Genomic DNA, 25,880 nt, shown 5'->3' on the forward strand with positions numbered 1-25,880 from the left:
CGGAAGTGATACGACGGGTCCTTTCGGCCCGCCGACCGGGCAGACTGCAGGGCATGAACGCATGGCCCAACGGCTGGACCGAGAACACGAACCCGGCACCGCGCGCTCAGCGAACCTCCGAGCCGCCGCTGCCGCCCGAGCTGTCCCCGCGTCGCGCCGCGGCGTCCGCCGGGGCCGTGCCGCGCCAGCAGGCGTACCAGCCCGCCGGCCCCGGCCCGGGCCCCGGTGGCCCGGGCGGCTTCGACGGCGGTGGCGGTGCCTCCCGGCCCCGCGTGCCCGGCAGCCGGGCCCGCAAGGTCAAGGTGTCGCTGCTGGCCCTGGCGGTCGTGGTGCTGGCCTGGTCCGTCGGCACGTACTTCTGGGCCGACGGCAAGGTCCGCCGTGAGGTGGACCTGTCCAAGGTCATAGACCGCCCCGCCGAGGGCGAGGGCACCAACTACCTGATCGTGGGTTCCGACAGCCGCGAGGGCATGACGGCCGCGCAGAAGAAGGCCCTGCACACCGGCTCCGCCGACGGCAAGCGCACCGACTCGATGATGATCCTGCACGTCGGTGACAACGGGAACTCGCTGATCTCGCTGCCCCGTGACTCCTACGTCACCATCCCGAACTTCAAGGGCTCGGAGTCCGGGAAGCTGTACAGCTCCCCCGGCTCCGACAAGCTCAACGCCGCGTACTCCATGGACGGCGCCACCCTGCTCGTGCGCACCATCGAGTACAACACCGGCCTGCACATCGACCACTACGCGGAGATCGGCTTCTCCGGCTTCGCCAACATCGTGGACGCGGTCGGCGGCGTGGAGATCAACATCCCGCAGGACATCAAGGACTCCAAGTCCGGCGCCGACTTCAAGAAGGGCAAGCAGACCCTCGACGGCAAGCAGGCCCTGGAGTTCGTCCGGACCCGTTACGCCCTAGCCGGCAGTGACCTGGACCGCACCAAGAACCAGCAGAAGTTCCTGGCCGCCCTCTCCAGCCAGGTCGCCACCCCGAGCACCGTCCTGAACCCCTTCAGGCTCTACCCGACGATGGGCGCGGGCCTGGACACCCTCATCGTCGACAAGGACATGAGCCTGTGGAACCTGGCCTCGATGTTCTGGGCGATGAAGAGCGTGCAGGGCGGCGAGGGCACCTCGATGAACATGCCGACCTCGGGTTCGGTGACCACGTCCTCCGGCGGCAGCGCCATCAAGTGGGACCCGGCGAAGTCCAAGCAGCTCCTGGCGGAGCTGAAGAACGACGAGAAGGTGACCGTCTCGGGCTCCTGACGGACGACTTCGTCGCTCCGCAACAGGAAGCAATCCCCCCGCCGGGGCTCGGGTGTCACCACCCGCCCGCATCATGGAGAACCTCTTCCCAGAGCCCCCGGGACGGCTCGGAGGCACCCCCGCGCGGGGGTGCCTCCGAGCCACGACGCCTCTGCCAGGGCTAGGGAAGGTTCCTTGCCATGACGATGCGCTGGACCTGGTTCGTGCCTTCGTAAATCTGGGTGATCTTGGCGTCGCGCATCATGCGCTCGACCGGGTAGTCGCGGGTGTAGCCGTAACCGCCCAGCAGCTGCACCGCGTCGGTGGTGACCTCCATGGCGACATCGGAGGCGAAGCACTTGGCTGCGGCGCCGAAGAACGTCAGATCGGAGTCGACGCGCTCGGACCTGGCCGCGGCGGCGTAGGTGAGCTGACGGGCGGCTTCGAGCTTCATGGCCATGTCGGCGAGCATGAACTGGATGCCCTGGAACTCGGCGATGGCCTTGCCGAACTGCTTGCGCTCCTTGACGTACCCGGCGGCGTAGTCGAGGGCGCCCTGCGCGATGCCGATGGCCTGGGCCGCGATGGTGACCCGGGTGTGGTCCAGGGTCTTCATGGCCGTGGCGAAGCCGGTGCCCTCGGCGCCGATGATGCGGTCGGCGGGGATCCGGACGTTGTCGAGGTAGACCTCGCGGGTCGGCGAGCCCTTGATGCCGAGCTTCTTCTCCGGGGCGCCGAAGGACACGCCCTCGTCGGACTTCTCGACGACGAAGGCCGAGATGCCCTTGGAGCGCTTCTCCGGGTCGGTGACCGCCATCACCGTGTAGAAGTCGGAGACGCCGGCGTTGGTGATCCACCGCTTCACGCCGTTGAGGACCCAGAAGTCCCCGTCGCGCACGGCCCTGGTCTTCATGCCGGCCGCGTCGGAACCCGCGTCGGGCTCGGAGAGGCAGTACGAGAACATGCCCTCCCCGCGGGCGAGGGCGCCGAGGTACTTGTGCTTGAGCTCCTCGGAACCGGAGAGCTGGACGGGCAGCGAGCCGAGCTTGTTGACCGCCGGGATGAGGGACGAGGAGGCGCAGACACGGGCGACCTCCTCGATGACGATCACCGTGGAGAGCGCGTCGGCCCCGGCGCCGCCGTAGGTCTCGGGGACATGGACGGCGTGGAGGTCGTTGGCCTCCAGCGCGTCCCGGGCCTCCTGCGGGAAGCGGCCCTGCTCGTCCACCTCGGCGGCGAAGGGCGCGATCTTCGCCTCGGAGAGCGAGCGCACGGCATCGCGGAGCATGTCGTGCTCCTCGGACGTCCGGAAGAGGTCGAAATCGGTCGAACCCGCCAAGGCTGCTCACTCCCTTGAGTGCTAACTACCGTTAAGTAACCATGTGATTTTATGCGTCCCCGAAGGCATCGGCACACGTGATGTTGCTTACGGAGTGGTGGCGCCCAGCTTGTCCACGGAATGGGTCGCGATGTAGTCGGCCATGGTGTCGTTGGTCATCGCCTCCCAGAGCTGGGAGGTGCCGTTCTCGTCGAGGAGGACGACCGACTGGCCCTTGATCATGTCGGTTCCGGTGACGGGGGCGTTCATGAAGACCATGTCCCCGGCGCGGACGCCCTTCATGCTCCACAGCAGCCCGCGCAGGTCGCTGTCGGAGAGCTGGTCGTCGACGCTGACGGTCGCGGTGACGTCGTCCAGCAGCCGCTTGGCCTTGAGCGGGCTGGAGAAGGTGCTCTTCGTCATCGTCCTGGAGATCACCGCGCGCAGGAAGGCCTGCTGGCGGTGGGTGCGGTCGAAGTCGCCACGGGGCAGGTGGTAGCGCTCGCGTACATAGGTCAGGGCCTGCTCGCCGTTCATCCGCTCGCCGCCCAGGGTGACGCCGCCGACCGCGTCGGTGAGGGACTTGAAGCCGCTCCAGTCGATGACGGCGAGGTGGTCGACCTTGACGTCGGTGAGCCGCTGGACGGTGTCGATGAGCAGCGGGGAACCGCCCCAGGAGAACGCGGCGTTCAGCTTGGCCTTGCCGTGGCCGGGGATGGAGACCCAGCTGTCACGCGGGAGCGAGACGACGTAGGCGTTCTTGTGGTCGGCGGGGATGTGCACCAGCATCATCGTGTCGCTGCGCTGGGCCCCGTACTTCCAGTCCGAGACCTTGGCGTCCTTGCCGGTGGTGGGCAGGTCGGAACGCCGGTCCACACCGACCAGCAGGAAGGTCTGACCGCCCTTGCCGTCCTTGGGCCGGGCGCTCTCAGGGACATTGGTCGGGAAGGCGTTCGGGATCCGGCTGACCTTGCCGGTGTAGTGCTCGACCGCCCACCAGCCGGTGCCGGCGATCGCGCCGACCCCGACCAGCAGCAGCGTCAGGGCGCCGACGAGCACGCGCCGGGTGCGGCGCCGGCTCCTGCGGCTTCTGACGGCGGCGCCGTCCGCCGCCGGTTCCGTCGCCGGTTCCGTCGCCGGTTCCGGCTGGGTCGCCGGCTCCGGTGGCGCTGCTGCGCTCGTCTCCCCTGCGTCGGCCTGTGACATGGCCCCCCACCCCTTCTTGGTGCTGCTGCCGCGGTGCTGCGGCGGTCAGTCGGTCAGTGGACGCGCTCGTCCCGCTGCTCGTACTGCTCACGCGACTGCTCGTACGGCTGCGGCTCGTACGGCTGTTGCCCGTACGGCTGCGGCTCGTACGGCTGAGGCTCGTACGGCTGAGGCTCGTACGGCTGCTCGTCGTAGGCCCACTCCTGGATGTACGCCGCGCGGCCGGATCCGGTCGGGCCGTACATCTGGTCGGCGTCGCCGTACTCGATCGGGTCGGTCGTGTAGACCGGCCGCGGCTGCGGCAGCGGCTCCGCCACCGGGGCCACGACGGGAGGGGCGGGCGGAACGGGCGGAGCGGCCACCGGCGGGACGAAGGGCGGCGGGGCGTACGGCGGCGGGGCGGGAACGGTGACCGCAGCGGCCGCCGGCATGATCGCCGCGGGCCGCGGAGCCGGCGCGAGGGCAGGACGTGCGGCACTGCGCTCGGCGCGGCGGCGGGGCTGAGGGGCCGGGGGCCACGCCAGCCTGACGATCACGGCGAGGACCACCAGCAGGCCGTACGGCCGCATGCCGCCGCCGATCACCGCCCACCCGACGGCCCCGCCCACCAGGGAGGCCACAAAGGATGGTTGCAGGAGTCCTTGCAGCCGTGCCGTACCGATCCTGGCGGCCCTGCCGACACTGTCGGCCTTCGCGGCCCTGCCGGCCCTGTTCACCCTGTTCACCGCGTGACGGCCGGTGCCGTCGTTCACACGGTCGCCGTAGGACATTGCCCTCCCAGGCGCCTCACACGAAGCACTGATACCAAACGTTCAAATGAGAAATGATTCTTTCATGATCGCAATAAACCGTAAAGATGCGTTCGGACTTGTGAGTGTTTTGTGATGCATCGCGTCAGGATCCGCGCACACCCGCGGCGGACGGAGCCGCGCCGCACTCACGTAGGATCTGGCCCGGACAGGCCCACCTCAGGGGGAAGGACGCCAGCATGGCACTCAAGCTCACCGTGATCGGCACCGGATATCTCGGTGCCACACACGCCGCCGCCATGGCCGAGCTGGGGTTCGAGGTGCTGGGTCTGGACATCGACCCGCGCAAGATCGAGATGCTGTCGGCGGGGCGGGTCCCGATGTACGAGCCGGGACTGGAGGAACTGCTGGCGCGGCATGTCGCCGGCATCGAGGGATCGAGCGGCCGGCTGCGGTTCACCACCTCGTACGAGGAGGTCGCGGGGTTCGGCGACATCCACTTCGTCTGCGTCAACACCCCGCAGAAGCACGGCGAGTACGCGTGCGACATGAGCTATGTCGACAGTGCCTTCGAGTCGCTTGCCCCGCATCTGACCCGGCCCGCGCTGGTGGTCGGCAAGTCGACCGTCCCGGTCGGCAGCGCGGCCCGGCTGGCGGCCCGGCTGGCCGAACTGGCCCCGGCCGGGGAGCAGGCGGAGCTGGCGTGGAACCCCGAGTTCCTGCGCGAGGGCTACGCGGTGCAGGACACCCTGCACCCGGACCGGCTGGTGGTCGGTGTGGCGTCGGAGCGGTCGGAGAAGCTGCTGCGGGAGGTTTACGCGACGCCCGTCGCCGAAGGCACGCCGTTCGTGGTGGCCGACTACCCGACCGCCGAACTGGTGAAGACCGCCGCCAACGCCTTCCTCGCCACCAAGATCTCCTTCATCAACGCCATGGCCGAGGTCAGCGAGGCGGCCGGCGGCGACGTCGTGAAGCTCGCCGAGGCGATCGGGCACGACGAGCGGATCGGCCACAAGTTCCTGCGGGCCGGCATCGGCTTCGGCGGCGGCTGCCTGCCCAAGGACATCCGGGCCTTCATGGCCAGGGCCGGTGAACTGGGCGCCGACCAGGCGCTGACCTTCCTGCGCGAGGTCGACTCCATCAACATGCGGCGCCGCGGCCACATGGTCGAGCTGGCCCGTGAGGCGCTGGGCCAGGGCGGCTTCCTGGGCCGGCGGATCGCGGTGCTCGGCGCCACCTTCAAGCCGGACTCCGACGACGTACGGGACTCCCCCGCGCTGAACGTCGCAGGGCAGATACACCTCCAGGGCGGCCAGGTCACGGTCTACGACCCCAAGGGGATGGACAACGCCCGCAAGCTCTTCCCGACCCTCGGCTACGCCCCGACCGCGCTGGACGCGGTGCGCGGCGCCGAGGTCGTCCTGCACCTCACCGAATGGCGGGAGTTCAGGGAGCTGGACCCGGTGGCCCTGGGCGAGGTCGCGGGCCGCCGCCATGTCATCGACGGCCGCAACGCCCTGGACCCGGTGCTGTGGCGCAAGGCCGGCTGGACCTACCGGGCGATGGGCCGGCCCAACGCGTAGGCGTAGGCCCCGTCCGTCCCGGCCCGGCGCTCAGCCGCCACGGCTGCGATAGGCACGCATCTTGGCGCGGCTGCCACAGACGGCCATCGTGCACCAGCGGCTGCGGCCGGCCGGGCTGCGGTCGTAGAAGACCCAGCGGCAGTCATGGGCGGCGCATGCCTTGAGCCGCGGCCAGCTCCCGTCGGCGACGGCGGTGACGATCCCGGCGGCGATCCGCGCGGTGAGCGCGGCGGCGCCGGTCAGCCCGGGGGCCGGGCGCAGCGTCGCGGCGCCGTGCGGGTCGACGGCGAGCAGCAGGGGCGCGCGGGCCAGCAGCCGTTCCAGGGTGGCCGCGGACGCGTCCGGGAGGTCGGTGCCCGCATGGGCCTGGCAGGCGTCGCGCAGCGCCTCGCGCAGCTCTCGGACACCGGCGAGGTCGGCGTCCGTGAAGGCCGGGCCTTCGAGGCCGTGAGCGCGGGCGAAACCATCCAGTTCGGCCACGGTCCGCAGCCGGTCGTCGCCGGACTCCAGGTCGACGGTGTTCGCCAGGTCCTGCACCGGCCGCAGGGCTTCGGGGGCAGGGGCGCGTACACCGGGTTCCGACACGCTTGCCAGGTTACCGACAGAGCGGCATCATGAGGTAACCGTTACCGGCTGCACGCCTTAAGCGGTAACGCCGAACGTGATCGCCCGTCGTCAGAGAGGCAGACATCGTGATCGGCAAGCTGAGCAGCGTCGTCCTGGACTGTCCCGACCCGCGCGCACTCGCCGGGTTCTACGCCGCCGTACTGGGCGGCAAGCCGGAGGCCGACGACGACACCTGGGTGGACCTGGTCCCCGAGGACGCCGGGGACGGACCCCGGCTGGCCTTCCAGCAGGCACCGGCCCTGCGGGCACCGCGCTGGCCCGACCCGGAACGGCCCCAGCAGTACCACCTCGACCTCCGGGTGGATGATCTGGACGCCGCGCAGCGGGAGGTACTGGCGCTGGGCGCGACCCTGCTGGACGACGGCGCCGGCACCCGGAACTGGCGGGTCTTCGCCGACCCCGCCGGGCACCCCTTCTGCCTCTGCGCGGGCTGAGGGCGTGTTCGTTCAGCGGGTCGGGCTGGGAACTAGCGCAGCGCCGCCGCGCGGGTCTCCGCTTCGCGCAGCACGCGCACCGCGTTCTGCCAGGTGAGCTTGGCCAGGTCCGCCGTGGACCAGCCCCGGCGCAGCAGTTCGGCCACCAGGTTGGGGTAGCCGGAGACGTCGGACAGGCCCTCGGGGACGAAGGCGGTGCCGTCGAAGTCACCGCCGATGCCGAGGTGGTCGACGCCGGCCACCTCGCGCATGTGGTCGAGGTGGTCGGCGACGGTCGACACGGTGGCGACGGGCCGCGGGTGGGCGGCCTCGAAGGCGGCATGGACCTTCATGGCCTCGGGCGTGGTGTCGAGGTGGTGGAAGCCGTTGGCCTCCATGTTCTCGTCGGCCCGCCGGGTCCACTCGATGGCGGCCGGGAGGATGAACTTGGGGACGAAGGTGGCCATCGCCACGCCGCCGTTGCGCGGCAGCAGTTCCAGTACGTCGTCCGGGATGTTGCGGACGTGGTCGCAGACCGCGCGGGACGAGGAGTGGGAGAAGATCACCGGCGCCCCGGTCACCCGCAGGGCGTCGCGCATGGTGTCGGGCGAGACATGGGAGAGGTCGACGAGCATGCCGAGCCGGTTCATCTCCCGTACGACCTCCTCGCCGAAGGCGGTGAGGCCCCCGTGCCGGGGCTCGTCCGTGGCGGAGTCCGCCCAGTCGATGGTGTCGTTGTGGGTGAGGGTCATGTAGCGCACGCCGAGCGCGTACAGCATGCGCAGCACGCCGAGGGAGTTGTCGATGCTGTGGCCGCCCTCGGCGCCCATCAGCGAGGCGATACGGCCCTCGGCGCGGGCGGTCTCCATGGCGTCCGCGGTGAGGGCCAGCCGCAGGTCCGCGGGGTGGCGGTCGACGAGCCGCAGGACGCAGTCGATCTGCTCCAGGACCCCGGTGACCGCGTCGCCGCCCGCCAGGTCGGTGCGTACGTACACCGACCAGAACTGCGCGCCGACGCCGCCGGACCGCAGGCGCGGGATGTCGGTGTGCAGGTGCGCGGACTGGTCGGTGGCGATGTCGCGGGCGTCGAGGTCGTAGCGGACCTGCTCGCGCAATGCCCAGGGCAGATCGTTGTGACCGTCCACCACGGGGTGTTCGGCCAGGAGTTCACGGGCACGGGCGAGCAGATCCATCGAGCGCCTACTTTCCGAAGCCGAATCCGTTGCTGCCCTCCACCTTGGCACGCAGCCGCTTGCCCTTCTCGGTCGCCTGCTCGTTCAGCTCGTCCTGGAAGGCCCGCATGCGCGTGAGGAGTTCGGCGTCGTGCGCGGCGAGGATACGGACCGCCAGCAGCCCCGCGTTGCGCGCACCGGCCACCGAGACGGTGGCCACCGGCACCCCGGCCGGCATCTGGACGATGGACAGCAGCGAGTCCATCCCGTCGAGGTACTTCAACGGCACCGGCACGCCGATCACCGGCAGCGGGGTGACCGAGGCGAGCATGCCGGGCAGGTGCGCGGCGCCGCCCGCACCGGCGATGACGGCCTTGAGGCCCCGCTCGGCGGCGTTCTCGCCGTAGGCGATCATCTCGCGCGGCATGCGGTGGGCGGAGACCACGTCGACCTCGAAGGGCACCTCGAACTCGTCCAGGGCCTCGGCGGCGGCCTCCATGACGGGCCAGTCGGAGTCGGAGCCCATCACGATGCCGACAAGTGGGGTCACAGCGTTACTCAACGATCGTCCCTCGCAGGTAGTCGGCGGCGTGCCGGGCACGCTCACGCACCTCGTCGAGGTCGTCGCCGTAGGTGTTGACATGGCCGACCTTACGGCCCGGCTTCACGTCCTTGCCGTACATGTGGATCTTGAGCTTGGGGTCGCGGGCCATGCAGTGCAGGAAGCCCTGGTACATGTCCGGGAAGTCGCCGCCCAGCACGTTGGCCATGACCGTCCAGCGGGAGCGGGGGCGCGGATCGCCGAGCGGCAGGTCCAGCACGGCCCGCAGATGGTTGGCGAACTGGGAGGTGACGGCGCCGTCCTGGGTCCAGTGGCCGCTGTTGTGGGGCCGCATGGCCAGCTCGTTGACCAGGATGCCGGCGGTCCCGTCGGCGTTACGCGTCTCGAACAGCTCGACCGCCAGATGGCCGGTGACGTCCAGCTCCTTGGCGATGGTCAGGGCGAGCCGCTGGGCCCGCGCCGACAGTTCCTCGGACAGGCCGGGCGCGGGCGCGATCACCGTGTCGCACACCCCGTCCACCTGCACGGACTCCACCACCGGGTAGGCGACGGCCTGCCCGTGCGGGGACCGTACGACATTGGCCGCCAGCTCCCGTACGAAGTCGACCTTCTCCTCGGCCAGCACCGGCACGCCCGCCCGGAAGGGCTCGGCCGCGTCCGCCTCGCCGCGCACGACCCAGACGCCCTTGCCGTCGTAGCCGCCGCGCACGGTCTTGAGGATGACGGGATAGCCGTCGCCCTCCTGCGCGAAGCGCGTCACGTCGGCCGGGCCGTCCACGATCCGGTGCCGGGGGCAGGGCACCCCGATCTCGTCGAGGCGCGCCCGCATCACGCCCTTGTCCTGGGCGTGCACCAGCGCGCCGGGCCCCGGGCGCACCGCGATGCCGTCCGCCTCCAGGGCCCGCAGATGCTCGGCGGGGACGTGCTCGTGGTCGAAGGTGATCACGTCACAGCCCGCCGCGAAGGCACGCAGCGTCTCCAGGTCGCGGTAGTCGCCGATGACGACCTCACCCGCCACCAGAGCCGCCGAATCGAGCGGGGTGTCGCTGAGGAGCTTGAATCTGATGCCGAGCGGAATGCCAGCCTCGTGGGTCATACGGGCGAGCTGGCCGCCGCCGATCATGCCGACTACCGGAAATGTCACAGTCCCAAGGATATCGGCGCACGATTACCCCACGGACCCTCGGGTACCCGGGCCCCCGGTTAGCATGAAGTGCACCGATGACAGCGGACTACTGACGGGACCCAACGATCACCATGGGCGGATCGACCGGGCTGCACACACGCCCGTCAGGGCTGCGGGAACGGCTGCGGCACATATTCCGCGAGGTCGCCAAGTTCGGCGCCGTCGGTGGCGCCGGCGTCCTCGTCAATATCGCGGTCTTCAACCTGGTCCGTCACCTCACCGATCTTCAGGTGGTGCGGGCCAGCATCGTCGCGACGGTGGTCTCGATCGCCTTCAACTACGTCGGCTTCCGCTATTTCACGTACCGGGACCGCGACAAGGGCGGCCGGACCAAGGAACTCGGGCTCTTCCTCTTCTTCAGCGCGATCGGGCTCGTCATCGAGAACGGCGTGCTCTACGCGGCGACATACGGAATGGGCTGGGACAGCCCGCTGCAGAGCAACATCTCCAAGTTCGCCGGCATCGGCATCGCCACGCTCTTCCGCTTCTGGTCCTACCGCAGCTGGGTCTTCAAGGCGCTCCCGGCGCACCCCGCCCTGGAGCAAGCAGAATCGTTCCTCGCCGAGCAGCCCGGCCCCCGCGAGACCGCGGACCGGTAGAGCCCGCCCCTGCGGCGGCGGCGCTCTACGGCGCGTCGCCCTGCGGCGCGATGCCCTGCGGCGCGTCGCCCTCGCTGGCCAGGAAGAGGGCGAAGACCGGCGGGAGCTGCTGGAGCAGTTCGAGGCGGCCGCCGTCCGCCTCGGCGAGGTCACGGGCCACGGCCAGGCCGATGCCGGTGGAGTTGCGGCCGCTGACGGTCCGCTCGAAGACCCTCGACCCCAGCTCGGGCGGCACGCCCTGGCCCTCGTCGGTGACCTCCACCACGGCCTGGTTGCCGGTGACCCGGGTGGAGATGGTGACGGTGCCGTCGCCGTGCATCAGACCGTTCTCGATCAGGGTGGCCAGCACCTGGGCCACGGCCCCCGGGGTGCCGACGGCGCGCAGCCCCTTGGTGTCGGTGGTGGTGATGGTGCGGCGCTCGTTGCGGTAGGCCGGGCGCCACTCCTCGACCTGCTGCTTGATGACCTCGTCGAGGTCGAAGTCGACGGCCGACCCGGTGCGCGGGTCACGGGCGTTGGTCAGCAGCCGTTGTACGACGTCGGTGAGCCGCTCGACCTGGCCGAGGGCGATGGTCGCCTCCTCCTTGACCGTCTCCTGGTCGTCGGCGGTGGCGATGATCTCCTCCAGCCGCATGCTGAGCGCGGTCAGCGGCGTACGGAGCTGGTGCGAGGCGTCCGCGGCGAGCCGTCGCTCGGCGGTGAGCATGCGGGCGATCCGCTCGGCACTGGAGTCGAGCACATCGGCGACCCGGTCGAGTTCGGGCACCCCGTAGCGGCGGTGCCGGGGCCTGGGGTCGCCGGAGCCGAGCCGCTCGGCGGTCTCGGCGAGGTCGGTGAGCGGGCTGCCGAGCCGGCGGGCCTGCCGTACCGCCAGGACCACGGCGGCCAGTACGGCGAGCAGCGCGACGGCCAGGATGACCAGCAGGGTGCGGCCGATCTCGTCGCTGACATGGCGCCGGGACTCCTCGACGGTGACGCTCTCGCCCTGTTCGCCCTTCTGGGTGGAGGCGATCACCTTGCCGGTGGGCCGGGTGCCGATCTCGACCGGGTCGTTCCCGGGGACCTTCACCAGGGCGTAGCGGTCCGGGGCGATCTGCTGGGCCAGGGCCTGCGTGTTGACCTTCTCGCCGCCGAGCAGACGGTTCTCCACGATGCCGACCATGCGGACGGCCTCGGAGTCCACGCTCTCCCGGGCACTGTTCTCGATCGTCCGGGCCTCGACGATGACGAGCGAGACCCCGAAGACCGCGATGACGACGAGCACCACGGCGAGCGTGGAGGTGATGAGACGGCGGCGCACTGTGCCCTCCGGGCGGGGACGACGGGATCCAGGATGCCGCACACCGGCGCCGGGGCGCCGGTGTGCGGTGTGGGCGAGCCCCCCTGCCCGGCCGGCCTCAGTTCTTCTCGAAGCGGAAGCCGACGCCGCGGACGGTGGAGATGTAGCGCGGGGCGGCGGCGTCGTCGCCGAGCTTCTTGCGGAGCCAGGAGATGTGCATGTCGAGGGTCTTGGTCGACGACCACCAGGTGGTGTCCCAGACCTCGCGCATCAGCTGCTCGCGGGTGACCACCCGGCCGGCGTCGCGGACCAGCACCCGCAGGAGGTCGAACTCCTTGGCGGTGAGCTGGAGTTCCTCGTCGCCCATCCAGGCGCGGTGCGACTCGACGTCGATCCGGACGCCCTGGGTGGACGGCGGGGCTGCGCCCGCCGCCTCCGTCGAGCCGCGCCGTAGCAGGGCCCGCACCCGGGCCAGCAGCTCGGCCAGCCGGAAGGGCTTGGTGACGTAGTCGTCGGCCCCGGCGTCGAGGCCGACCACTGTGTCCACCTCGTCGGCGCGGGCGGTGAGCACCAGCACCGGGAAGCCGTGGCCCTCGGTGCGCAGCCTTCTGCACACCTCCAGGCCGTCGATACCGGGCAACCCCAGGTCGAGCACCAACAGGTCGAAGGCGCCCAGCAGGCCGGCTTCCAGCGCGGTGGGGCCGTCCTCGCGCACCTCGACCTCGTACCCCTCGCGGCGCAGAGCGCGTGCGAGCGGTTCCGAGATGGATGCGTCGTCCTCGGCGAGCAGTACGCGGGTCATGGGCTGATGGTAGACCGCGCCGGGGTCGCGCAGGGCTGGCAGCCCTTTCACCTGCTACAGGACGCTGTGAGGTAGCTCTCAAGACGGCACATACCACACTTCGAGCTGCCATACAGTACCTAAAAGCCCGTAAACAGCTCCCCGGGCCCTTCCACGCCCACGAAGCGCGGGGGGCCTCGCCTGTGGACGGGGCCGTTCAAATCTCCCCCCGCAAGCAAGGATCGACTCATGGCGTCCAGCCTGACGAGGAACGCCACCGGTACGCAGGACACCCCCGCGTCCGGCGGCAGCTTCCTCGGCCACCCCCGTGGCCTGGCCACTCTCTTCATGACCGAGACGTGGGAACGCTTCAGCTACTACGGCATGAGGGCCCTGCTGGTCCTCTATCTGACGGCCTCGGTCGCGGACGGCGGCCTCGGTATGAAGGCCGCCACCGCCGGTGCCATCTACAGCGTCTACACCGCGACGGTGTATCTGCTGGCCATGCCGGGCGGCTGGTTCGCCGACCGGCTGTGGGGCCCGCGCCGGACGGTCGCCATCGGCGGCGCGATCATCATGAGCGGCCACTTCCTGCTGGCGGTGCCGGTCAAGGCCTCGTTCTTCGTCGGTCTGGTGCTGATCGCGGTCGGCTCCGGCCTGCTGAAGTCCAACATCTCCACGATGGTCGGCCAGCTCTACCCGGACCGCAACGACCCGCGCCGGGACGGCGGCTTCACGATCTTCTACATGGGCATCAACCTCGGTGCCTTCCTGGCCCCGCTGGTCATCGGCACCGTCGGCCAGACCGTCGACTGGCACCTGGGATTCGCTCTCGCCGGCGTCGGCATGGCGCTGGGCCTGGGCCAGTTCCTGCTGGGCACCCGTCACCTCGCGCCGGTCAGCAGTGTCGTCCCGACCCCGCTGGCGGCCACCGAGCGCGCCGCGCTGCTGAAGAAGGCGGTGCTGTGGCTGGCCGCCGCCGTCGCCTTCTACGGTGTCATCACCTTCACCGGGCACTTCACCATCAACTGGGTGCTGTGGCCGCTGTCACTGGTGGGCCTGGCCCTGCCGGTGTTCTACTTCGCCCGGATCCGCCGCGACAGCGAGCTGAGCGGCGACGAGAAGTCCAAGGTCACCGGCTTCATCTGGTTCTTCGTCGTGGCCGCGCTGTTCTGGATGATCTACGACCAGTCGGGGTCGACGCTGACGGTCTTCGCCTCCGACCACACGGCGTCGAAGCTGTTCGGCTTCACCTTCCCGGAGAGCTGGTTCCAGTCGCTGAACCCGCTGTTCGTGATGGCGATGGCCCCGGTCTTCGCCGCGCTGTGGATGAGGCTCGGCCGCCGCAACCCCAGCACGACGGTGAAGTTCGCGTACGGCCTGATCGGCATCGGCGCGTCCTTCGTGGTCATGATGCTGGCCCAGGCCGCCGCCACCGGTGACACCAAGGTCTCCCCGCTGTGGCTGACGGTGGTCTACTTCATCCAGACCGTCGCCGAGCTGTGCCTGTCCCCGGTCGGCCTGTCGGTCACGACCAAGCTGGCCCCGGCCAAGTACGCCAGCCAGATGATGGGCCTGTTCTTCCTCGCCGTGACGGCGGGCGACTGCGTGGCGGCCATCCTCCAACTGCTCATCGGCGACGCCTTCCTGTCGGAGGCCGCGTTCGCGATCCAGGGCGGCGTGGCGCTCGTGGCCGGTGTCGCCTTCGTGATGTACCGCAGGAACGTCGTCAGGCTGATGGGCGACGTCCACTGAGTCGGGCGTCCCACCGGGGCGCCGCCGAAGACCGCCGAGGGCCCCGGAGCGACACCGCTCCGGGGCCCTCGGCGCCGTGTGGACCGCTCAGCGGCGGAGCCGCTGCCACGGGGTGAAGGTGAAGACGGCGCCGCCCAGGAGCAGGACGGTGCCCGCGACGAGGGCCAGGGCGTGCAGGGCGCCGGTGGCCCCCGCGCCGGTCTCGGCGAGGTCACCGGAGGTACCGGCGGACCCTGACGAACCGGAGGACGAGGAGCCGCCGGAGGTCGTGCCGCCCTGGTCGGTGACGTCGAGGGTGAGGGAGGCGGCGGTGTCGTCGGCCGGGGTGCAGGTGGTCGTGGTGCCGAGGGCGTTGATGGTGATCACGCCGGGGGTGAGGGTGGCGCTGCCCTGGGCGCCGGGGGTGTACGTGCCGGTGAGGTCGGGGAGTTCGATCGGGTCGCCGGACTTGATGGGATCGGCGTTGGCCGGGCCCGCGACGTCCACGTAGCCGGAGTCGTCGCCGCCGACCTTGACCTTCATGGACGGTTTCACCGAGTCGGCGGGGATGTCGGCCGGGCTGTCCATCACGGACTTGCCGAACTTCACGGTGAGGTCGTAACTCCCGTCGTTCTCCTTGGCGTTGATCGTGACGGGGTTGATGACATTGTCCGTGCCGATCGGGGAGACGCAGGTGTAGGAGACGTCGATCTCCTTGCCGGTGAAGGACTCTCCGGCGCCCGAGCTCTGCGACGCGGAGGCGGAGGCGGAGGCCGACGCCGAGGCGCTCGCCGACTGCGTCGGGGTGGCGCTCGGGGTCGTACTGGACGAGCCGCCGGAGCCGCCGCCCGCCGTCACCGTGATCGTCGCCGCGACGGGGACGTCCTGCGTCGGGACGCACTCGGTGTCCGTGGAGTACGCGTTGATCGTGTAGTCGCCGGGGGTCAGCGTCACCTCGCCGGCCGCCGTGAGGGTGAGGGTGCCGGTCATGTCGGACAGCACCATGTCACCGCCCTTGGGGATGACGGGGTTCTCCCGGGGCCCCTCGACGTCGAGAGAGCCGCTCTGGGCGCCGCCCAGGGTGAGCTTCCCGGAGGGTTTGACGGTGTCCGCCCCCAGGTCGATGAGGTCGGGGTTCTTGGCGGCGGCCTGGACGAACTTCCAGGTGACGGTGATCTTGTCGCCCACCTGGGCGGTGGCCGGGGCGGTGACGGCGGCCTTGGTGGTGCCGTCGACCGGGTCGAGGCCGGAGGCGGCGGGCGGGGTGCACCGGGTCGCGAAGGAGACCTCGGCGGCCAGGGCCGGGGCGGCGGTCGCCAGGACCGTGGCGCCGCCGAGCATGAGGATCGCGCCGACGGCCCGCGCGGCCCGCGTTCGTCGATTCGTCACGAGCGGGGTTCCTTTCCGTAAATGCCGTGTACGTCGTCGCTCGGCGTCGTCGGCTGCGGCAGGACACCTTGCGTGAACCAGGGAAGAGTCGGGGTGCCGGACGGGGTGCCGGACGGGGTGCCGGACGGGACGTTGGACGTGGTGCCGTTCGGCGCGGCGGCGGCGCGGTGGGTGTTGCGCCGCTTCGGCGCCCCCGGGCGGTGGTGGTTGACGGCGGCCATGCCGATCCGGAACAGCGCCGAGGGGACGACGAGGCAGAGCAGGATCCAGAAGAGCGTCACCCCCCAGGGGCGGGAGACGGCCCAGGGCTGGCTGGTGAGCACCTTGCCGCCGTAGCGGAGGGAGACCGTGTAGTCGCCGTGGGCACCGGCCGCCAGCTCCACCGGCAGCTTGATCTGCTGCTTGGCGCCGGAGGCCACGGTGCCGTGCCAGGCCTGCTCCTCCCACTGCGGGGCGAACACGCCGTGCGCGGTGCCGACCTGGAACACCGGGTTCTTGGCGGGGTCGGCGCCGAGATTGCCGACGGTGATGACGAGCCGGCGCTCCGGCGGGGCCCCGAAGAAGGTGAGGAGCCCGCTCGATCCTTCGAGGCGGGCGGTGAGGACCGCCAGCCGGCCGCCGGTGGTCTGCTGGGGCAGCGGGGCCACCGGATGCCCGGCCACCACGAAGGCGGCGTCGACCGCGACGGAGCCGCCGGTGACGGTGGCGACATGGACGACGCAGGGGCAGGGTTTGGGCGGCTCGGCCACCGGCAGCTTCCGCTTGAAGGCCCCGTGGGCGTCGGTGGTGGCGGCCCGGCCGTGGGAGTTGGCGCAGGCGTTGGTACCGCCGATCGCGTTCTGGCCGCAGATCAGCAGCGTCAGCAGGGTGCCGGGCCGCCAGCCCCGGCCGGTGACGGTGATGTCGCCGCCCGCGCCGGCCTGCTTCGGGGAGACCGTGACGGTGGGCGCCGCCGTGGTCGACGAGGCCGTGGCCGTGGCGGTGGCCGTGGCCGACGAGGCCGTGGCGGGGCCGGCGGGCAGCAGCAGGGCCATCACCAGGAACGGGGCCACGGCCGGCAGCAGGGCTCGTACGTACCTCACGCCTTACCGCTCCCCCATGACGGCCGCGAGGGTGGCTGTCTCCTCGGCGCCGGCGGCCGGGGGCGCGGGCCGCCCGCCGTGCCCCGCACGGCGGTCCCGGCGGATCCGGCGGGTCCGGCGGGTGAGCCACCAGCCCAGCCCGGCGAGGAGCAGCAGCACCACGCCCAGCGGAAGCCAGGCGACGGCGACGAAGGTGGCGGAGCCGGACTCGCTGAGGTTGCCGCGCGGGGAGGTGGCGTGGACGCGGAAGGTCACCCGGTCCAGCTGTGGGGCACCGGTCCACTTCTCCGTCAGCTCCACGCTCTGGCCGGGCAGCAGCTCCAGCGGCAGGGTCCTGGCGGCGCGGTCGAGCAGCGTACGGCCGAAGAGGCCCTTGGCGGTGAAGGCGACGCGCGGGGTGAGGGTGACGTTGCCGCGGTTGACGAGGGTGTAGCGGATGGTGGCGGTGGAGTCGCCGGTGCCGGGGATCAGCGGCTGACCGTGGCTGACCGCGATGTGCTCGACCGACAGCGACGGGAGCGTGGGGCCGCTGACCTTGAGGTAGACGCGGGCCCCGACGGCCCTGCGTACGCCGACGGCGACGTCGCCCTTCGCCTTGTCCACCTGGGTGTCCAGGGCGACGATCGCGCCGGGGTGGTCCCCGGGGGTGGCGCCCTGCGGGATGGTGATGGTGAAGGGGATGTCGGCGCGGGTGCGGGCCGGGATCCTGATCGTGGACCGGGCGAGGGTGACCCAGGCGCCGAGGCCGGTCATCTTCTCGTCGGTGCCGCGTACGGCGAAGCCGCCGTCGCGCGGGGTGTTGTAGGCGTCGGCGCCGTAGAGGGTGAAGGTCATCGGACCGGCGGAGAGATTGGAGACCGAGACCTTGTCCTTCAGTACGGTGCCGGGAGCGCCCTCCAGGGTGAAGAAGGAACGTTCCTGGGCGGTGGGGCTCTTGTCCTTCTTGCCGGCGGCGGGGGCCGGGAAGACGGACCAGCGGCCGTTGTCGGCCTGCGGGGCGGTGCGGGGGGCCGTGCGGGGGGCCGTGGCCGTGGCTGCCGTGGCGGGGGCGGTGCCCGGTCCGAGGAGGGCGGCCACGGTGAGCAGTGCCGCGTACACCGTCGCTCTGGCTCTTCTCATCGCCCGGCTCCCTTGTCGGTCTGGTGCCGGGTGGGCCGGTCCGCAGCGACCGGCCCACCCGAGCTATCTGACTGTGCGTCAGGTCAGGGTCAGGGTCAAGACCGAGGAGTAGGTTCCTGCGGCGGAGAACGCCGGGACCGCGAGATCCAGGCCCGCCTCCACGGTGAACTCGCCACCGGTGAGCGTGCCGTCGGCCGCCGAGGCCAGGGTGGCACCCGCCGTACCCACGACACCGGGGGAACCGGCGACACAGGTGCTGGGACTGCCGGACCCGGTGGTGCAGGACGGCGTCCAGCTCAGGGCGTCGGCGCTGATGACCGCACTGCCGGGGCCGTCGAAGTCGGTGGCCTTGGCGGTGAGGGACCAGCCGGTGGAACCGGCCCGGTAGTCCTTGACGGTGACGGCGTTGAGGTCACCCGTGGAGTGCTCGACGCCCCCGCTCGCGTCGACGGCCGTCATGTCGACGGTGTCGCCGGCCTGGGTCATGGACAGGGTGCCGGACTTCACCGTCGTGGTGAGCTTCTGACTGCCCGGCGGCGGCGGGGTGTTGTCGATGACGTAGTACCCGACCGGACCGGCCGCCGTCGAGGCGTCGTACGTGGTGCCCTCGAAGGCCAGGATGCCGGTGGTGTCCAGGTCGCTGACGGCCAGGGTCGCCGAGAAGGCGCCCGAGGCGTCGGTGGTGGCCGCCGTGTACTCACCCGTCGGATCCGAGCCCTGGACACCGACGACGGTGACGGCGGTGCTCGGCGTGAAGCCACTGCCGTTGACGGTGACCGAGGCGCCCACCACGCCGGATCCGGAACTCAGCGACAGGGAACGGCTGCTGGGCGCGGTGGCGGTGATGGTGGTGGCCACCGGCGCGGGCGGACTGTTGACGGTGCAGGGCGTGTCGGCCGAGATTCCGTAGTCGGAATGGACGACGTAGTCGGAGGGGGTCAGGGTGATGGAGCCGGGTGCGGTCACCGTGAAGGTGCCGGTGATGGTGAGGTTCGGGAAGTCCGCCCCGGCGGGGATCTCCGGGTTCTCCTTCGGACCGACGAAGGTCAGCAGGCCGGTCTGCGCGCCGCCGAGCTGGACCTTCACGGTGGGCGTGATCTGGTCCTCGGGGATGGCCAGGTTGAAGACACTGGTGTTGGCCATCGGCGTGTCCAGTACATAGGTCACCGTGACGGTGTCACCGACCTGAGGAGTGGTGTCACTCACGGAGATGTCGGCCACCGTGGTGCCGTCGAACGCGGGGATCCCCGAGATGGACGGCGGGATGCAGTGCACCGAGAACGAGGAGGTCGTCGCTGCCGCCGCCGCGGGATCCGCGAGGACGGCCCCGCCGCCGAAGGCGAGCGCCGCAGCACCGAGTACGGCGGCCGCCCTTCGTCTCAGTACTGCTCTTCGTGCGCTTGCGATCATCATCTACCCCTTGATCACACTCTGGGCGCAGAGTCCCGTTTCCACGCCATGCGTGGGCCATTGATGGCCCGGAGCTCAAAAGAAGTCAATGCGTACGGTTGACCGAATTTGACGCATCGTCAGATTAGGAGCGGCGGACTCGCCTGGTCAGCCACAGGACGCCGCCCGCGCCGAGCAGCAGTACGGTGCCGCCGAAGGTGCCGAGCGCGACCACGTTGTCCTCCGGCCCGGTCTGCGGCAGCGCGTCGTCGTCCGAGGACGAGGAACCGGAAGAACCGGAAGAACCGGAAGAACCCGAGGTCCCCGCGGACGAACCGGTGACGGCGAGCGAGAGGGAGACCAGCGTGCTGCCCGGCGTACAGGTCGTGGTCGTCCCCAGCGCCTTGATGGTCAGCACCCCGGGCGCGAAGGTGACCGTGCCGGACTTCTTGGGCGTGTAGGTCGCCGAGAGGTCACTGATCCTGATCGGCGTGTTGGCCTTGATCTCGGACGCGTTGGCCGGCCCGCTGACCTGGAGCGACCCCGAGTCGGCGCCACCGAGGGTGATCAGCGCGCTCGGCTTCATCGTCCCCTTGCCCAGGGGCGCCGGACTGGAGGAGACCCCCGCCTTGAAGGACATGACGACCTTGTACGCCGAACCCGACCTGGTGGCCGTGATGTCGATCGGGTCGACCGCGGTCTTCTTGCCGATCGGCGTATCGCAGGTGTACTTCACGCTCACGGTCTTGGCGTACGCGGCCGGACCGCTGAGCACGACGGCCGTGACCGCCACGACGGTCACCACGGCGGCGCCGGCGATGGAATGCCGCACGGGAGTCTCCCTTCCCCCAGAACCTTACTGACGGTGTATCAGATTCGGCCGACGGTACGCCTGTCGGCAGAAGACAGGAAGGGAACGGGACCGGCGGCAAGCGCCCGGCACGGCGGCCCGCCCGCCGAGCCCCGCGCGGGCGGCGCGCCAACTGCGCGTGCGCAGCGCCCTCGTCCGGATCCGCGGGCACCCAGCGGTGTGCGGCGAGCCGCGACAGCGGGGGGTGCGGACAGGCGACCGGCACGGCGGCTCGGCGACCGCGCACCGGCTGCGCAGCGCCCCCGTCCGGATCCCGGGGGTGCCGATCCACGATGGGCGGCAGGCCGCGGCAGCGGGACAAGCGCGGCAACGGGGCGCGGGCAAGCAGCAGGCACGGCGACTCACCCACCGAGCCCCGCACGGGCGGCAGCCGCCAACTGCGCGTGCGCCGACCCGGCGGTCAGCGGCAAGCCGCGACATAGGGGGTGCCCGCAGGCGGCAGGCGCGGCGGCTCGCCGGCCCGGGGCCTGGGCCGGCAGCGGTAAGCGGTCAGCGGTCAGCGGTCAGCGGTCAGCGGCAGCGATACCGCACGCGGCGTCGCTAGGCCGGGGCGGCCAGTTCGGCCCAGACCATCTTGCCGGGGTGGCCGTCCTGCTGACGCACCACGCCCCAGTCCTGGCAGAGCCGCTGCACGATGAACATCCCGTGGCCGCCGGGCCGTCCTGCCCGGTGCGGGGTGCGCGGGGCCGGTTCGCCGGTGCCGCCGTCGATCACCTCCAGGCGCAGCGCCTTGGAGGTGTAGTGGACCCGCAGTTCCTCCGGGCCGCCCGCGTGCAGGCAGGCGTTGGTCACCAGCTCGGACACCACGAGCAGTACGTCCTCGGCGGCGGCTCTGCGGTCGGCCGTCTCGGCCGGCAGCCAGCCCCAGTCGTAGAGCGCCTGGCGCGTGAAGTCACGGGCACGCGGAACGACCCCGGCGACGTCGACCAGCCGAAGCCGGCGCGTACGGAGCGCTGAGGGCACGCCCGCGTCGCCCGGGTCGCCCGGGTCGGAGCCGCGGTCGTCGGCCGCGTAGGGCCGGGTGGTGCTCATCAGCGCTTCACCTCACCGATGTCTGGCAGTCCTGGCAGTTCTGGCGGTTGTGACGGTTCTGGCGGTTGTGACGGTTCTGGCGGTTCTGGCGGTTCTTTTGCTGTCCGAAGGTCTTCCCACCGCCCATCTCCTGCCCGTAGCTCCGCAGGAGACACCTCCTGGGCGGCACGGAAACGACGGGACGAGCGATCACTCCTTCAGCGCGTCGTCCAGGGTCTCGTGAACGGTGAAGACCGCGTCGGCCCCGGTGATCTCGAAGACCCGGGCGACGGTGGGCTTCATTCCGGCCAGATGTACCCCGCCACCTGCCGCCTCGGCCTTCAGCCGGGCGCCGAGCAGCACATTGAGACCGGTGGAGTCACAGAACTCCAGTTCGGAACAGTCGATCACCACGGTCGGGATGCCGTCGGCGGCGAGCTCGTCGAGCGGCTCACGCAGCAGATCGGCGGTGTAATGATCAAGCTCTCCCGAGGGCGTGACAACCGCGCTCATGGCATAGCGGTGTACCGCGACCTCAAGCCGGTCACGTCCGGCGGTGCCAACCACCTCGCGGTCCATCTCACGCCCCTCCTGGGTTCTTGGCGATGCGCTGCTCGAACATTACGCGTTTCCGCCGTCCGGAGCGAGGTTGCAACATCACCGTGAAACAGGGTAGGGGTGGTAGGGAGGATACGTCTCACCCCAGGGAGGACCACATGGCACCCCGGCTCGACGTGAAACACACGTCGGCGACACCCGCGGCCACCGGAACCGAGCAGGAGACGTGGGTGGGCCTGGAGGGCCTGCCCGAGATCCCCCCGTACGACGAGGTGAGCCCGGTTGACGCACGGGCCCTTTCCAAAACACTGTTCCGGCGCCTGCAGTCGCTGGAAGAAGGCTCAGCCGAGTACTCGTACGTCCGCAACACCCTGGTCGAGCTCAATCTCGCCCTGGTGAAGTTCGCGGCCTCCCGGTTCCGCTCCCGCAGCGAGCCCATGGAGGACATCATCCAGGTCGGCACGATCGGCCTGATCAAGGCCATCGACCGCTTCGAACTGAGCCGCGGTGTGGAGTTCCCCACTTTCGCGATGCCCACCATCGTCGGTGAGATCAAGCGTTTCTTCCGTGACACCTCCTGGTCGGTGCGCGTCCCGCGCCGGCTCCAGGAGCTGCGGCTCGACCTGGCCAAGGCCGGTGACGAGCTCGCCCAGAAGCTGGACCGCGCGCCCACGGCCGCCGAACTGGCCGAGAGGCTGCAGATCCGCGAGGCGGAGGTCGTCGAGGGGATGGGCGCCAGCAACGCCTACACCGCCAGCTCCCTGGACGCCCAGCCCGACGAGGACGACTCCGAGGGCTCCCTGTCCGACCGAATCGGCTACGAGGACCACGGCCTGGAGGGGATCGAGTACGTCGAGTCCCTCAAGCCGCTGATCGCGGAGCTTCCGCAGCGCGACCGGCAGATCCTGTCGCTGCGCTTCGTCGGCAACATGACGCAGTCGGAGATCGGCGAGGAGCTGGGCATCTCCCAGATGCACGTCTCCCGGCTGCTCACCCGCACCCTGGGCCGGCTGCGCCGCGGCCTGCTCGTCGAGGAGTGAGCGCCCGCCCCGGGCCGTTACGGACCGCACGCGCGGGAGCCCCCGGTGCACCACCGGGGGCTCTCGCGCGTCCGGGGCCCGGACCGTTCGGGCTTCAGTACGCGGCCGGCCACGGCACCTGGGGGGACGCGTAGTACTCCATGCCCATGGCCGTCCAGCGCGGGCCCTGGGCGGCCAGGCGCTGCCGGAAGGAGTCCCAGCCGTGCCTGGCGGCCGGGGACCAGCCGACCTCGGCGACGGCCGGCAGCCGGGGGAAGGCCAGGTACTCGATCTCCGCGCTGTTGCCGACCGTCTCCGACCACAGCGGGGCCTCGACACCCATCACGGCGGAGGCCGGCGCGGCAGGCACCGTGGTCGCCGGATTCCAGTCGTAGGCCTTGCGCACCTCCGTGTAGCCCGCCCAGTTGTGGCCGATCGGTGTCGCCTCGGTGTATTTCATGTCCAGATACGCGTGGTTCGCCGGGGACATGATCAGCCTGGTACCGCCCCGGGCGGCGGCCGCGACCGTCTCCTCGTCGCCCTTGGTGCCCCAGTACTGCGCGACGGCGCCGGGGGCCATGGCGGCGGCGGTGATCTGGTGCCAGCCGATCACCGTCTTGCCGTAACGGAGCACCGCCGCCTGGGCGCGTTCCATGAAGGTGATGTAGTCGGCGCGGCTGGTCACGCGCGCCTCGTCGCCGCCGATGTGCAGATACGCGCCCGGGGTCATGGCCGCGACCTCGCGGATCACGTCGTCGACGAAGCCGCCGACCTCGGCCCTGGGCACGCACAGCGAGCTGAAGCCGACGGCGGTGCCGGTGTAGGGCGGGCGGGCGACGCCGCCGCAGTTCAGCTCCGCGTACGAGGCCAGGGCGGCGTTGGTGTGGCCCGGCATGTCGATCTCGGGGACGACGGTCATGAAGCGGGCGGCGGCGTGCCGGACGATCTCCTGGTAGTCCGCCTTGGTGTAGAAGCCGCCCCGGCCGCCGCCGACCTGGGTGGCCGCGCCCTGGGCGGTCAGGCGGGGACGGGAGGCGATGGCGATCCGCCAGCCCTGGTCGTCGGTGAGGTGCAGATGCAGGTGGTTGATCTTGTACAGGGCGAGCTGGTCGATGTAGCGCTCGACCCGCTCCACGGTGTGGAAGTGCCGGGCCACATCCAGCATCGCCCCCCGATAGGCGTAACGCGGCCGGTCGGTGATCGTGCCCCCGGCGACGGTCCAGGGGCCGAACTGGCCGTACCGCCGCTCCACCGACGCGGGCAGCAACTGCCGCAGCGTCTGCACGCCGTGGAACAGGCCGGCGGCCGTCGCGGCCCGGATCACCACCGCCCGCGGGGTCGCCTGCAGCCGGTAGCCCTCGGTGCCGGTGTCCGGGCTGTTGCCCAGGGCCAGCACGATGCCCTCGCGCCGGGTGCCGGTGGTGAGCGGCAGGTCGTACCCGGTCGACGGGCGCAGCAGATCGGCCAGATAGCGGCCGACGGCGGCGCCCGCCGGACCGGGCGGTACGTGGATGGCGGCGTCCTCCCCCAGGGTGAAGGCGCCGCCGCCCGGCCTGACGTCGGCGGGCACCGGGACGACCTGCGTGAGCGGGCGTGGCACGGTGGCCGCGAGGGCCGCGACGGGAGCCGCTGTGGCCGCTGTGGCCGCTGTGGCCGCGAAGGGGGCCGCGGCGCCCGCACCCGGCGCCTGGGCCACCGCCCCGGCGCCGAGGGAGAGCAGCAGCGCGGACACCACACTTCGTCGTCTCATACTGGAGACCTACCACCCGATTAGGCGTGAAACGCCCAAGAGCGCTCAGATCTCCATCGATTCGGGCACTCCGCCCCGCCATACGGCTGACACCAGCGGCACCCCGGGCCGATAGGCCAGATGCACGTGTGACGGTGCGTCAAGCAGCGCCAGGTCCGCCCGCGCACCCGGCCCGATGCGGCCGACATCCGTCCTGCGCAGGGCTTTCGCGCCGCCCATGGTGGCCGCCCACAGCGCCTCGTCCGGGGTCATCCCCATGTCCCGTACGGCCACGGCCACGCAGAACGGCATCGACGTGGTGAAGGACGACCCCGGGTTGCAGTCCGTCGACAGGGCCACCGTCGCGCCCGCGTCGAGCAGGCGCCGGGCGTCCGGGTACACCGCCCGCGTGGAGAACTCGGCGCCGGGCAGCAGGGTCGCCACGGTGCCGCCCGACGCGAGGGCGTCCACGTCGGCGTCGGTGAGGTGCGTGCAGTGGTCCGCCGAGGCGGCGTCCAGTTCGACGGCGAGCTGCACCCCGGGGCCGTGACCCAGCTGGTTGGCGTGCACCCGAGGGACCAGCCCGTGCCTGCGGCCCGCCGTCAGGACGGCCCGCGCCTGGTCGCCGTCGAACGCCCCGCGCTCGCAGAAGACGTCCACCCACCGGGCGTACGGCGCGCACGCGTCCAGCATGGGGCCGGTCACCAGGTCGACGTATCCGGCCGGGTCGTCGGCGTACTCCGGGGCCACGATGTGCGCGCCGAGGTACGTGGTCTCGGGGGTGTGCGCGGCCGCGATGCGCAGCGCGCGGGCCTCGTCGTGCGGGGTCAGGCCGTAGCCCGACTTCGTCTCGATGGTGGTGGTGCCCTGGCGCAGCGCCTCCCCGACGTAGCGCCGGACGTTGGCCTCCAGGTCGGCGTCGCTCGCCGCGCGGGTGGCGGCGACGGTGGTCCGAATGCCGCCGGCGGTGTACGCCCGGCCCGACATACGGGCGTTGAACTCCTGCGTGCGGTCGCCGGCGAAGACCAGGTGCGAGTGGGAGTCGACGAAGCCCGGGATCGCGGCCCGGCCGCGCGCGTCGTACGACGTGTCGGCGGCCGGTGCGTCGCCGGCCGGGCCGACCCAGGCGACGGTGCCGGTGCTGTCGTCCAGGACCACGGCGGCGTCCGTGAGCAGGCCGAGCGGGCCTTCCCCGAGTGCGGGGTCGTTGGTGACCAGGCCGGCGATGTTGGTGACGACCGTGGTGGTCATACGTCT

24 protein-coding genes are annotated in these 25,880 nt (G+C 71.1%); 6 read left to right on the forward strand and 18 right to left on the reverse strand.

The features are described 5' to 3' along the window. Positions 1-53 precede the first annotated feature (53 nt). Positions 54-1,268 carry an LCP family protein gene (locus RWE79_RS15610; RefSeq protein ID WP_475940678.1) on the forward strand — a complete coding sequence of 405 codons (1,215 nt, stop codon included), beginning with the start codon at positions 54-56 and terminating at the stop codon, positions 1,266-1,268. Between the two features lie 160 nt (positions 1,269-1,428). Here the strand turns inward: RWE79_RS15610 and RWE79_RS15615 are convergent, their stop codons facing one another. The 3 genes from RWE79_RS15615 to RWE79_RS15625 all read right to left on the reverse strand — a co-directional run bounded on the left by RWE79_RS15615 (position 1,429) and on the right by RWE79_RS15625 (position 4,523). Beyond that, positions 1,429-2,586 (reverse strand): acyl-CoA dehydrogenase family protein, encoded by a 1,158-nt coding sequence (locus RWE79_RS15615; RefSeq protein ID WP_475940679.1) that lies wholly within the window; start codon positions 2,584-2,586, stop codon positions 1,429-1,431. An 87-nt stretch (positions 2,587-2,673) separates the two neighbouring features. Next, on the reverse strand, positions 2,674-3,771 hold the full coding sequence (locus tag RWE79_RS15620) for an LCP family protein (protein ID WP_475940680.1): 1,098 nt from the start codon (positions 3,769-3,771) through the stop codon (positions 2,674-2,676). A gap of 53 nt (positions 3,772-3,824) precedes the next feature. Then, a complete protein-coding gene (locus tag RWE79_RS15625) occupies positions 3,825-4,523 on the reverse strand; it encodes a hypothetical protein (RefSeq protein ID WP_475940681.1) in 699 nt (232 codons plus the stop codon). 236 nt (positions 4,524-4,759) lie between these two features. Here RWE79_RS15625 and RWE79_RS15630 point away from each other — a divergent pair, with 236 nt between their 5' ends. Then, entirely contained in the window at positions 4,760-6,103 is a 1,344-nt protein-coding gene (locus RWE79_RS15630) for a UDP-glucose dehydrogenase family protein (protein WP_475940682.1), read from the forward strand. A 30-nt stretch (positions 6,104-6,133) separates the two neighbouring features. Here the strand turns inward: RWE79_RS15630 and RWE79_RS15635 are convergent, their stop codons facing one another. Next, the gene (locus RWE79_RS15635; RefSeq protein ID WP_475940683.1) at positions 6,134-6,688 is read right to left on the reverse strand and encodes a CGNR zinc finger domain-containing protein; all 555 of its coding nucleotides are present in this window, start codon (positions 6,686-6,688) and stop codon (positions 6,134-6,136) included. A gap of 104 nt (positions 6,689-6,792) precedes the next feature. Between RWE79_RS15635 and RWE79_RS15640 the strand changes: the two genes are divergently transcribed. Beyond that, positions 6,793-7,164, forward strand: coding sequence for a VOC family protein (locus tag RWE79_RS15640; protein ID WP_475945832.1), 372 nt, complete (start codon positions 6,793-6,795; stop codon positions 7,162-7,164). A 32-nt stretch (positions 7,165-7,196) separates the two neighbouring features. Here RWE79_RS15640 and RWE79_RS15645 read toward each other — a convergent pair whose 3' ends face one another. The 3 genes from RWE79_RS15645 to RWE79_RS15655 are packed head-to-tail and all read right to left on the reverse strand — an operon-like array spanning position 7,197 to position 10,021. Beyond that, complete coding sequence (locus RWE79_RS15645) at positions 7,197-8,336, reverse strand: dipeptidase (RefSeq protein WP_475940684.1); 1,140 nt, start codon at positions 8,334-8,336, stop codon at positions 7,197-7,199. Positions 8,337-8,343: 7 nt separating this feature from the next. Continuing rightward, positions 8,344-8,841, reverse strand: a complete 498-nt coding sequence (gene purE, locus RWE79_RS15650; RefSeq protein ID WP_475945834.1) for a 5-(carboxyamino)imidazole ribonucleotide mutase — start codon at positions 8,839-8,841, stop codon at positions 8,344-8,346. A 28-nt stretch (positions 8,842-8,869) separates the two neighbouring features. Continuing rightward, the gene (locus RWE79_RS15655; RefSeq protein ID WP_475940685.1) at positions 8,870-10,021 is read right to left on the reverse strand and encodes a 5-(carboxyamino)imidazole ribonucleotide synthase; all 1,152 of its coding nucleotides are present in this window, start codon (positions 10,019-10,021) and stop codon (positions 8,870-8,872) included. A gap of 113 nt (positions 10,022-10,134) precedes the next feature. On the opposite strand from RWE79_RS15655, the gene RWE79_RS15660 reads away from it, so the two are divergent. Next, entirely contained in the window at positions 10,135-10,662 is a 528-nt protein-coding gene (locus RWE79_RS15660; RefSeq protein WP_475940686.1) for a GtrA family protein, read from the forward strand. Between the two features lie 25 nt (positions 10,663-10,687). Here the strand turns inward: RWE79_RS15660 and RWE79_RS15665 are convergent, their stop codons facing one another. After that, positions 10,688-11,962 (reverse strand): ATP-binding protein, encoded by a 1,275-nt coding sequence (locus RWE79_RS15665; RefSeq protein WP_475940687.1) that lies wholly within the window; start codon positions 11,960-11,962, stop codon positions 10,688-10,690. A gap of 97 nt (positions 11,963-12,059) precedes the next feature. Continuing rightward, positions 12,060-12,743, reverse strand: a complete 684-nt coding sequence (locus RWE79_RS15670) for a response regulator transcription factor (protein WP_475940688.1) — start codon at positions 12,741-12,743, stop codon at positions 12,060-12,062. A gap of 228 nt (positions 12,744-12,971) precedes the next feature. Here RWE79_RS15670 and RWE79_RS15675 point away from each other — a divergent pair, with 228 nt between their 5' ends. After that, positions 12,972-14,477, forward strand: coding sequence for a peptide MFS transporter (locus tag RWE79_RS15675; RefSeq protein WP_475940689.1), 1,506 nt, complete (start codon positions 12,972-12,974; stop codon positions 14,475-14,477). A gap of 87 nt (positions 14,478-14,564) precedes the next feature. Here RWE79_RS15675 and RWE79_RS15680 read toward each other — a convergent pair whose 3' ends face one another. From RWE79_RS15680 to RWE79_RS15710, 7 genes are all read right to left on the reverse strand, one after another. After that, positions 14,565-15,797, reverse strand: a complete 1,233-nt coding sequence (locus RWE79_RS15680) for a hypothetical protein (protein ID WP_475945836.1) — start codon at positions 15,795-15,797, stop codon at positions 14,565-14,567. A 44-nt stretch (positions 15,798-15,841) separates the two neighbouring features. Further along, positions 15,842-16,879 carry a hypothetical protein gene (locus RWE79_RS15685; RefSeq protein WP_475945838.1) on the reverse strand — a complete coding sequence of 346 codons (1,038 nt, stop codon included), beginning with the start codon at positions 16,877-16,879 and terminating at the stop codon, positions 15,842-15,844. 51 nt (positions 16,880-16,930) lie between these two features. Beyond that, complete coding sequence (locus tag RWE79_RS15690; protein ID WP_475940690.1) at positions 16,931-18,046, reverse strand: DUF916 domain-containing protein; 1,116 nt, start codon at positions 18,044-18,046, stop codon at positions 16,931-16,933. A gap of 78 nt (positions 18,047-18,124) precedes the next feature. Further along, positions 18,125-19,459, reverse strand: a complete 1,335-nt coding sequence (locus RWE79_RS15695; RefSeq protein WP_475940691.1) for a WxL domain-containing protein — start codon at positions 19,457-19,459, stop codon at positions 18,125-18,127. A gap of 121 nt (positions 19,460-19,580) precedes the next feature. Beyond that, complete coding sequence (locus tag RWE79_RS15700) at positions 19,581-20,267, reverse strand: LPXTG cell wall anchor domain-containing protein (protein WP_475940692.1); 687 nt, start codon at positions 20,265-20,267, stop codon at positions 19,581-19,583. A 579-nt stretch (positions 20,268-20,846) separates the two neighbouring features. Then, positions 20,847-21,338, reverse strand: a complete 492-nt coding sequence (locus RWE79_RS15705) for an ATP-binding protein (RefSeq protein ID WP_475940693.1) — start codon at positions 21,336-21,338, stop codon at positions 20,847-20,849. A gap of 189 nt (positions 21,339-21,527) precedes the next feature. Beyond that, positions 21,528-21,896 (reverse strand): STAS domain-containing protein, encoded by a 369-nt coding sequence (locus tag RWE79_RS15710; RefSeq protein ID WP_475940694.1) that lies wholly within the window; start codon positions 21,894-21,896, stop codon positions 21,528-21,530. 137 nt (positions 21,897-22,033) lie between these two features. Here RWE79_RS15710 and RWE79_RS15715 point away from each other — a divergent pair, with 137 nt between their 5' ends. Further along, on the forward strand, positions 22,034-22,915 hold the full coding sequence (locus tag RWE79_RS15715) for an RNA polymerase sigma factor SigF (RefSeq protein ID WP_475940695.1): 882 nt from the start codon (positions 22,034-22,036) through the stop codon (positions 22,913-22,915). 94 nt (positions 22,916-23,009) lie between these two features. Here RWE79_RS15715 and RWE79_RS15720 read toward each other — a convergent pair whose 3' ends face one another. Together RWE79_RS15720 and hutI are read right to left on the reverse strand one after the other, a co-directional pair. After that, positions 23,010-24,644 carry a beta-N-acetylhexosaminidase gene (locus RWE79_RS15720; RefSeq protein ID WP_475940696.1) on the reverse strand — a complete coding sequence of 545 codons (1,635 nt, stop codon included), beginning with the start codon at positions 24,642-24,644 and terminating at the stop codon, positions 23,010-23,012. Between the two features lie 45 nt (positions 24,645-24,689). Continuing rightward, positions 24,690-25,874: an imidazolonepropionase gene (gene hutI, locus RWE79_RS15725; protein ID WP_475940697.1), complete on the reverse strand. Its 1,185-nt coding sequence runs from the start codon at positions 25,872-25,874 to the stop codon at positions 24,690-24,692. Positions 25,875-25,880: the final 6 nt, after the last annotated feature.

Source organism: Streptomyces sp. RLA131, from assembly GCF_056270125.1.

What these genes read in the sequence shown, in the direction of transcription:
- RWE79_RS15695 (WP_475940691.1), bottom strand. Translation starts at nt 19,459, where the DNA reads ATGATGATCGCAAGCGCACGAAGAGCAGTACTGAGACGAAGGGCGGCC.
- RWE79_RS15610 (WP_475940678.1), top strand. Translation starts at nt 54, where the DNA reads ATGAACGCATGGCCCAACGGCTGGACCGAGAACACGAACCCGGCACCG.
- RWE79_RS15685 (WP_475945838.1), bottom strand. Translation starts at nt 16,879, where the DNA reads ATGGCCCTGCTGCTGCCCGCCGGCCCCGCCACGGCCTCGTCGGCCACG.
- RWE79_RS15670 (WP_475940688.1), bottom strand. Translation starts at nt 12,743, where the DNA reads ATGACCCGCGTACTGCTCGCCGAGGACGACGCATCCATCTCGGAACCG.
- hutI (WP_475940697.1), bottom strand. Translation starts at nt 25,874, where the DNA reads ATGACCACCACGGTCGTCACCAACATCGCCGGCCTGGTCACCAACGAC.
- RWE79_RS15620 (WP_475940680.1), bottom strand. Translation starts at nt 3,771, where the DNA reads ATGTCACAGGCCGACGCAGGGGAGACGAGCGCAGCAGCGCCACCGGAG.
- RWE79_RS15675 (WP_475940689.1), top strand. Translation starts at nt 12,972, where the DNA reads ATGGCGTCCAGCCTGACGAGGAACGCCACCGGTACGCAGGACACCCCC.
- RWE79_RS15705 (WP_475940693.1), bottom strand. Translation starts at nt 21,338, where the DNA reads ATGAGCACCACCCGGCCCTACGCGGCCGACGACCGCGGCTCCGACCCG.
- RWE79_RS15630 (WP_475940682.1), top strand. Translation starts at nt 4,760, where the DNA reads ATGGCACTCAAGCTCACCGTGATCGGCACCGGATATCTCGGTGCCACA.
- RWE79_RS15680 (WP_475945836.1), bottom strand. Translation starts at nt 15,797, where the DNA reads ATGCTCGGCGGCGCCACGGTCCTGGCGACCGCCGCCCCGGCCCTGGCC.
- RWE79_RS15660 (WP_475940686.1), top strand. Translation starts at nt 10,135, where the DNA reads ATGGGCGGATCGACCGGGCTGCACACACGCCCGTCAGGGCTGCGGGAA.
- RWE79_RS15690 (WP_475940690.1), bottom strand. Translation starts at nt 18,046, where the DNA reads ATGAGAAGAGCCAGAGCGACGGTGTACGCGGCACTGCTCACCGTGGCC.
- RWE79_RS15710 (WP_475940694.1), bottom strand. Translation starts at nt 21,896, where the DNA reads ATGGACCGCGAGGTGGTTGGCACCGCCGGACGTGACCGGCTTGAGGTC.
- RWE79_RS15720 (WP_475940696.1), bottom strand. Translation starts at nt 24,644, where the DNA reads ATGAGACGACGAAGTGTGGTGTCCGCGCTGCTGCTCTCCCTCGGCGCC.
- RWE79_RS15715 (WP_475940695.1), top strand. Translation starts at nt 22,034, where the DNA reads ATGGCACCCCGGCTCGACGTGAAACACACGTCGGCGACACCCGCGGCC.
- RWE79_RS15645 (WP_475940684.1), bottom strand. Translation starts at nt 8,336, where the DNA reads ATGGATCTGCTCGCCCGTGCCCGTGAACTCCTGGCCGAACACCCCGTG.
- purE (WP_475945834.1), bottom strand. Translation starts at nt 8,841, where the DNA reads ATGGGCTCCGACTCCGACTGGCCCGTCATGGAGGCCGCCGCCGAGGCC.